This is a genomic window from Saccharomonospora iraqiensis subsp. paurometabolica YIM 90007 (assembly GCF_000231035.2).
GTDB lineage: Bacteria > Actinomycetota > Actinomycetes > Mycobacteriales > Pseudonocardiaceae > Saccharomonospora > Saccharomonospora paurometabolica.
The window spans coordinates 125,566-132,420 of record NZ_KI912218.1 but is presented as its reverse complement, the minus strand read 5'-3'; the positions used below and the strand labels follow the sequence as shown (position 1 = coordinate 132,420).

The 6,855-nt window shown below is 71.6% G+C and carries 9 protein-coding genes; 5 read left to right on the top strand and 4 right to left on the bottom strand.

Annotation, left to right across the window (positions count from 1 at the left end):
- The 5 genes from lnt to SACPADRAFT_RS0207795 form a co-directional block, all read left to right on the top strand.
- Nucleotides 1-1,089 (top strand): apolipoprotein N-acyltransferase (lnt, locus tag SACPADRAFT_RS26215; RefSeq protein ID WP_007025826.1); only part of this gene is annotated, 1,089 nt, incomplete at its 5' end.
- Entirely contained in the window at nt 1,025-1,819 is a 795-nt protein-coding gene (locus tag SACPADRAFT_RS0207810) for a polyprenol monophosphomannose synthase (RefSeq protein ID WP_028662309.1), read from the top strand. The genes lnt and SACPADRAFT_RS0207810, both read left to right, overlap by 65 nt.
- 105 nt (nt 1,820-1,924) lie before the next feature.
- Complete coding sequence (locus SACPADRAFT_RS0207805; RefSeq protein ID WP_007025824.1) at nt 1,925-2,314, top strand: ArsR/SmtB family transcription factor; 390 nt, start codon at nt 1,925-1,927, stop codon at nt 2,312-2,314.
- Nucleotides 2,311-2,793 carry an SRPBCC domain-containing protein gene (locus tag SACPADRAFT_RS0207800; RefSeq protein WP_007025823.1) on the top strand — a complete coding sequence of 161 codons (483 nt, stop codon included), beginning with the start codon at nt 2,311-2,313 and terminating at the stop codon, nt 2,791-2,793. Before SACPADRAFT_RS0207805 ends, SACPADRAFT_RS0207800 begins: the two co-directional genes overlap by 4 nt.
- A complete protein-coding gene (locus SACPADRAFT_RS0207795; RefSeq protein ID WP_007025822.1) occupies nt 2,790-3,416 on the top strand; it encodes a dihydrofolate reductase family protein in 627 nt (208 codons plus the stop codon). Before SACPADRAFT_RS0207800 ends, SACPADRAFT_RS0207795 begins: the two co-directional genes overlap by 4 nt.
- A gap of 125 nt (nt 3,417-3,541) precedes the next feature.
- Here SACPADRAFT_RS0207795 and SACPADRAFT_RS0207790 read toward each other — a convergent pair whose 3' ends face one another.
- The 4 genes from SACPADRAFT_RS0207790 to SACPADRAFT_RS0207775 form a co-directional block, all read right to left on the bottom strand.
- Nucleotides 3,542-3,886: an RNA polymerase-binding protein RbpA gene (locus tag SACPADRAFT_RS0207790; protein WP_007025821.1), complete on the bottom strand. Its 345-nt coding sequence runs from the start codon at nt 3,884-3,886 to the stop codon at nt 3,542-3,544.
- A 261-nt stretch (nt 3,887-4,147) separates the two neighbouring features.
- A complete protein-coding gene (locus SACPADRAFT_RS0207785) occupies nt 4,148-4,999 on the bottom strand; it encodes a thymidine kinase (protein ID WP_007025820.1) in 852 nt (283 codons plus the stop codon).
- Nucleotides 5,000-5,089: 90 nt separating this feature from the next.
- Nucleotides 5,090-6,514 (bottom strand): MFS transporter, encoded by a 1,425-nt coding sequence (locus SACPADRAFT_RS0207780; RefSeq protein WP_007025819.1) that lies wholly within the window; start codon nt 6,512-6,514, stop codon nt 5,090-5,092.
- A gap of 103 nt (nt 6,515-6,617) precedes the next feature.
- On the bottom strand, nt 6,618-6,855 hold a 238-nt coding region (locus SACPADRAFT_RS0207775; RefSeq protein ID WP_084258351.1), incomplete at its 5' end, for a glycerophosphodiester phosphodiesterase family protein.

Here is a 6,855-nt window from a genome sequence, read left to right as displayed (position 1 = left end):
GGCCGGTCCTGGATCGCGCCCGCCGCCACCGCCGCCGTCCCACTGGTCGCCGGGCTGGCCGTGTGGCCCACCGTCGGCACCGACGCCCAGGAAGGCACCCGCACCGTGGCGCTGGTGCAGGGCAACGCCCCCGACGTCGGCATCGGCCTGCTCGGCGAACGCGACACCCTCCGCGCCAACCACCTCGCCGAGAGCGCCGACCTGCTCGACCGGATCCGCACCGGCGACGTGCCCGACCCGGACCTGGTGGTGTGGCCGGAGACCGCCACCGACACCGACGGCGACGACCCCCGCATCGACGCGATGGTCGACGCGTTCGACACCCCCACCCTCGTCGGCGCGCTGTACCGGCCCGACGGCGCCACCGCCACGGAGAACGCCGCCGTGCTGTGGGAACCCGGCCAGGGCCCCACCGGGCACTACACCAAACGCGAACTCGTCCCGTTCGCCGAGTACGTGCCCGCCCGCGACCTCGCCGCACTGTTCACCCCGTTCCTCGGCAACACCCGCGACATGCGGTGGGGCACCGACCCCGTCGTGCTGGACACCGCGGGCACCGGCGTCGGCACCGTCATCTGCTACGAGATCTCCTACGACCACCCCGCCCGCGACCTCGTGAACAACGGTGCGGAACTGCTGGTCACCCCCACCAACAACGCCTGGTTCGGCCGCGGCGAGATGACCCACCAGCAACTGGCCATGTCCCGCGTGCGCGCCGTGGAACACGGCCGCGCCGTCGCCGTGGCCGCCACCAGCGGCGTCAGCGCGATCGTCGACCCCGACGGGAGCGTGCGCACCGCCACCGACACCTACACCGACACCTCACTGGTGGCCGAGATGCCCCTGCGGCGGGAGACTACGCTGTCGGACCGGCTCGGCCCCTGGACCGAGTACACCCTGGTCGTGGCCGCGGCCGCCGCGGTCGCCACTGGCGGTGCGCTCCGGCTCCGCGGCCGCACACGGCACACCACGGACACACGGGCGGTCGACGCCCCGCACGCGAGCACGGCAGAAGGGGAGCAGCATGGCGGAGGGGACACGGCACAGGGCGGCGACCGACCCGGTGCTGGTGGTCATCCCGACCTATAACGAACGGGACAACCTCGCGCCGCTGCTGCAGCGGCTGCACACCGCACTGCCGACGGTGCACGCCCTCGTCGTCGACGACGGCAGCCCCGACGGCACCGGCGAGGTCGCCGACAAACTCGCCGACGACGACCCCCGGATCCACGTTGTGCACCGCGGCGGCAAAGCCGGCCTCGGCGCCGCCTACATCGCCGGGTTCCGCTGGGGACTCGAGCGCGACTACGCCACCCTCGTCGAGATGGACGCCGACGGCTCGCACGCCCCCGAGGACCTGCCCCGCGTCCTCGACGCGCTGCACGGAGCCGACCTCGTCATCGGCTCCCGCTACGTCCCCGGCGGGGCACTGGTCAACTGGCCCCGCAAACGGCAGGCCCTGTCCCGGCTGGCCAACCTCTACTCGCGGGTCGCGCTGGGCGTGCCCGTCAACGACATCACCGCCGGGTTCCGCGCCTACCGCCGCGAGGTGCTGGCCGGCCTCGCGCTCGACGAGATCGCCTCCCAGGGCTACTGCTTCCAGATCGACCTGACCTGGCGCACCGCCGAGGCCGGGTTCACCGTGCTGGAGGTGCCCATCACCTTCACCGAACGCGAACTGGGGGAGTCGAAAATGAACGGCTCCATCATCGGCGAGGCGATGGTCAACGTCGCCCGCTGGGGCCTGCACCGGCGCCGCGCCCAGCTGCGCCGCCACCCCGCCGTGCGCGACCTGCGCCACCGGCTCGCCCGCCGCTGACACCCCCGGACACGGGGGAGCGGTCCCGCACCCGCGCGGCAGCGCGTCGGCCACTCCCACGGCCGCGTCTTGCGCTCGCCACCCCCCACCCACATACTTAGCCTCATGGCTAACTGTTCGGCGGAGATGGACGGCGTGTTCGTCGCCCTCGCCGACCCGACCCGGCGGGCCGTCGTCCGCCACCTCGGCCACGGGCCCACCACCGTCGGCGACCTCGCCCGCGAGTTTCCCATGACGCTGCCGTCGTTCCTGAAACACGTGCGCACACTCGAAGCGAGCGGCCTCGTCCACACGGTCAAGACCGGACGCGTTCGCACCTGTGTGCTCAACCGTGAGCGGCTCGCCCTCGTCGACGACTGGCTCGCCCAGCAGCGCCGGATCTGGGAGCAGCGCACCGACCGCCTCGAACAGTTCGTCACCGACCCTGACCGAGCCGACTCCGACGAAGCCGACCCTGACCGAGCCGACCCCGACCACCAGGAGCGACCGCAGTGACCTTCGACCCCGATCTCGACCTCACCCTGCACCGGATCATCCGCGCCCCCCGCGCGACCGTGTGGCGCGCCTGGACCGACCCGTCCCGGCTCGCACAGTGGTGGATCCCCGCCCCGACCCGCTGCCGCGTGGACCACCTCGACCCGCGCCCGGGCGGGGCGTTCGTGACCCGGATGAGCGACGACGGGACCGAGTTCGTCCCGCACCTGGACGCGTGCTTCCTCGTCGTCGAAGAACCCGGCCGGATCGTGTTCACCAACGCCGTCGACAGCACCTGGCGCCCGGCCGATCCCGCCCCGGTCGCGATGACCGCCACCATCACCCTGGACGACCACCCGGACGGCACCGACTACCGCATGCACGCCCGACACGCCGCCCCGGACGCCCGCGCCCGGCACGAGAAACTCGGCTTCACCGACGGCTGGGGCACCGTCGCCGCCCAACTCGCCGCCTTCGCCGAGAGCGGGGACCCGCGGTGAAGCTCGCACTGACCGGGTTCGTCACCCTCGACGGGGTCAGCCAGGGGCCCGGCTCCCCGGACGAGGACACCAGTGACGGCTTCACCCGCGGCGGCTGGCTGGTGCCGCACATCGACGGCACCTTCGTCCGCCGCACCTCCGAATGGCTCGACCTCGCCGACGGGCTGCTGCTCGGCCGCCGCACCTACGAGGCGTTCGCCCGCGACTGGCCCGAGATCACCGACCCGGCCGACCCGTTCACCGGGCGGATGAACACCCTGCCCAAGTACGTCGTGTCGAACACCGGAACCGAGCCGACCTGGCACCCCACGACGGTGCTCACCGGCGACCCACGCCGCACCGTCGCCGACCTCAAACGACGACCGGGCCGGGAACTCCAGATACACGGCAGTGCCCGCCTGGGCGACGCGCTGCTGCGGGCGGGCCTGGTCGACACCGTCCGCCTCGTCATCGCCCCCACGGTCCTCGGGACCGGACGGCGGCTGCTGACCGACCCGGACACCACCGCCGGTCTCCGCCTCGTGCACCACGAGGCCACCCCCAACGGCCTGCTGCTGATCGAGTACGCGACCACGGGCCCCGCTGCGCGGGGCGACTACGACGGCGTCACCGCCTTCCTCTGACCGGCCCACGGGACGGCGCCACCCCGACCACCCGCCGGGCATGCGGGCCGGGGGAGCCGGCCGCACACAGAAGGCCCCCGGTCCGTGCAAGGCACGGACCGGGGGCCTCCCGGCTTCACCGCTCGTCAGGCCGTGCGGCCCCGGCGGTTCTTCAGCTCGGTGAGCCGCTCGTTGAGCAGTTCCTCGAGTTCGGGTATGGAACGCCGCTCCAGCAGCATGTCCCAGTGCGTCCGCGGCGGCTTGGCCTCCTTTTGCTCCGACTGCCCACCGTCGATGATCTCCGACTCGGTGCCGTGCAGGCGGCACTCCCACGTCGGGGGGATCTCGGCGTCGTCGGAGAACGGCACCTCGAACTCGTGGTTCTTCGGGCACGAGTACCGCACGGTGCGCCGGGGTGCGAGGTCGTGATTACGGTCGGTCTCGTAACTGACCGCACCCAACCGGCTTCCACGAAGAACACGGTCGGCCATGATGGGTCCTTTCGGTCGGCTCCACGCGTGGAGCCAGGGTCGTGCTCACCGAGTGCAACGTCCCGGACGGTCGGCGGCATTCCCGACCACCCGTCCGCCACGCGCGGTGAACCACGTCACCCGTGTTGAAAACAGCTTGCTCCCACAGGGAGACCATTGACGCGATCCTGTGACGCGGTACGGCCTCCTGTCTCGGTGATCTCCCCCACCCGGGTGAGGACGGTCTGGAGGGCACCCCAACCGCCCGCGACCGGAACCCGGTCACGTCAGCTGGAGCTGCCCCGGGCCGGACGGATCCGGCCCCACTTCGCCACGGCGGAAGTGCCGACGACAAAGTACCTGGTAACGCACGGTAGCCGATTCCGTCGACGTCCGTGTCGTGTCGGAGTTCACCCCACCGGAGGAGACCTCCGCAGCGGAGGCGTCCGAGTCCCCGGTACCGGCGCCGGACACGTCCCCGTCCGGCGCACCGTCCACCGTGTCCGCCACGAACACCGTGTCACCCGTCCGCAGCACCACACCGTCGGCCACCCGCGCGTTGAACCGGCCCGGCCGTCCGCACCAGCACAACACCTCCACCTGCACCGGCTCCAGCTCGTCCGCCAGCTCCACCAACCGGCGCGCTCCCGCGAACAACTCGCCCCGGAAATCCGTCGAGATCCCGAAGCAGTACACGTCCACGCACACCTCGTCGGCCAGCTCCGCCAGCTGCTCCACCTGGCCGGGGGAGAGGAACTGGGCCTCGTCCACCACCAGGTAGTCCACCGGCCTGCCCCGCTCCCACGACCGCCGCACCACCGCCCGCACATCGGTGTCGCCCCGCACCTCCACCGCGCGACGGGCGATCCCGATCCGGCTGCTGATCCGCCCGGACCCCGACCGGTCGTGCCGCACCAACGACAGCCCCTGCCTGCCCTGCCGCGCGAGGTTGTGGTCGATCTGCAACGCCAACGTCGACTTCCCACAGTCCATCGGACCGTAGAAGAACTTCACCCGACCCACCCGCGCCGCGCCCGGGCCCCGCGAGACGCCGGGCGCCGGCGACAACGCACCGGCCGGGGCGCCGGTGGGGGCGTCGGCCGGGTCGACATGCACGTCATCCGGGACATTCACGAGGCAGCACCCTATCCGCAGCACGCGGCACACCCGGCAGGGGAGAGCGGTGCACCACCGGCACCCCCGCGCACGACCCGGCCACCGGCCTCACAACACCCGCGGCTCCGGATTGCCCGCCGCCGCGATCGCCCGCCGCACCGGGATCAACGCCACCAGCACGAACCCCACCACGAAGAACACCAGCAACGCGATGATCGCGTACCGGAACGAGCCCGTCGCCTGCCCGACCGCCGCGAACAACAACGGCCCCAACCACGACGTGCCCCGCTCACCGACCTCGTACAGCGAGTAGTACTGCGCCTCCTTGCCCGCCGGGATCATCTGGCTGTACAGCGACCGCGACAACGCGTTCGTGCCCCCCAGCACCAGCCCGATCCCGGCCGCCACCGCGTAGAACTGCAACTGCGCCCCCACCTCGATGAAGTACGCACCACCCAGCACACCCATCCACACCACGAGACTGCCCAGGATCGTCTTCTTCGCCCCGACCCGACGCGCCACCAACCCGTGCGTCACCCCACCGACGTACGCCACGAACTGGATCACCAGGATCGTCGCGATCAACACCTCGTTGTCGAAGCGCAACTCCTCCTTGCCGTACTGCGCCGACACCGACACCACCGTGGAGATCCCGTCGGTGTAGACCAGATACGCCCCCAGAAACGCCAGCGTCAGCGGGAACGCCCGCGCGTGCCGAATCGTGTTCCGCAGCTCGGTGAACCCGGCCCGCACCACCGACGCCCCGTGCTCGGCGCCGTGCGGCGGCTGCCGCTCCCGCAACCGCCGCAGCGGGATCAGCGTGAACAACGCCCACCACACACCCGAACTGAGGAAACAGATCCGCACCGCCGTCGACTCGCTCACCCCGAACGACTCGTGCCCCAGGTAGAACGCCAACTGCAACGCCAGCGCCACACCACCGCCCAGGTAGCCGAACGCCCACCCCTTCGACGACACGTCGTCCCGCTCGTCCGGCGAGGCGATGTCCGGCAGGAACGAGTAGTAGGTCACCAACGAGGCGCCGTAGCCGATGTTGCCCACCATGTACAACACCACGCCCAGTTCCCACCGCCCGTCGGCCACGAAGAACAACAACGCCGACGCCGCCGACCCGAGGAACGCGAAGAACCCCAGAATGCGCTTCTTGTACTGACTGCGGTCGGCGATCGCCCCGGTCACCGGCAGCACGAGCACCTGCACCACCGTCGCCGCCGCCAGCAGATACCCCCACAACGACCCCGCCGGGAACGTCAACCCGAACAGGCCGATGTCGCAGTTGTGCAGGTTGTCGCTCGCCCCGTCCGGCCCCACACACGGCGTCGGACCGTTCCGCGCCACGTCCGCCCGCGCGTCGTCGGCGGCCACCGTGCTCATGTACAACGCACCGAACACGGTGATCACCGACGTGTAGAACGTGGAGTTCGCCCAGTCGTAGAAGTACCAGCCGCGCTGCTCACGACGACGCTGACGGACATCGGCGGCCGGGGCCGGACCGCCGGAAACGCTGGACATGACCGGCTCCTCGCACGCTGATCACAGTGACCGGCGAAGACTACTCCCTCGGGGGACCACACTCACCCGTGATGGTGATGTCCGCGCGGGGTCACCCCGCGGGTCACGCCGTCCCCGGCGGCCACGCCCCCCGGTGCCGCAGCAGGTCCCGCAGCAGATCCGGCCGGTCCGTCACGATCCCGTGCACCCCGAGGTCCAGCAACGCCCGCATCCGCGCCGGCTCGTTGATCGTCCAGGTGTGCACCTCGATCCCGACCCGCCGCGCCGCGCGCACGAACGCCCGGTCCACCAGCGGCACCGGCCCGTGCCGCAGCGGCACCTGCGCCATCACCCCCGGGCGA

Excerpts from the sequence above, each read along its gene's own strand:
- SACPADRAFT_RS0207790 (WP_007025821.1), bottom strand. The coding sequence starts at position 3,886 with ATGGCCGACCGTGTTCTTCGTGGAAGCCGGTTGGGTGCGGTCAGTTAC.
- SACPADRAFT_RS0207780 (WP_007025819.1), bottom strand. The coding sequence starts at position 6,514 with ATGTCCAGCGTTTCCGGCGGTCCGGCCCCGGCCGCCGATGTCCGTCAG.
- SACPADRAFT_RS0207805 (WP_007025824.1), top strand. The coding sequence starts at position 1,925 with ATGGCTAACTGTTCGGCGGAGATGGACGGCGTGTTCGTCGCCCTCGCC.
- SACPADRAFT_RS0207810 (WP_028662309.1), top strand. The coding sequence starts at position 1,025 with ATGGCGGAGGGGACACGGCACAGGGCGGCGACCGACCCGGTGCTGGTG.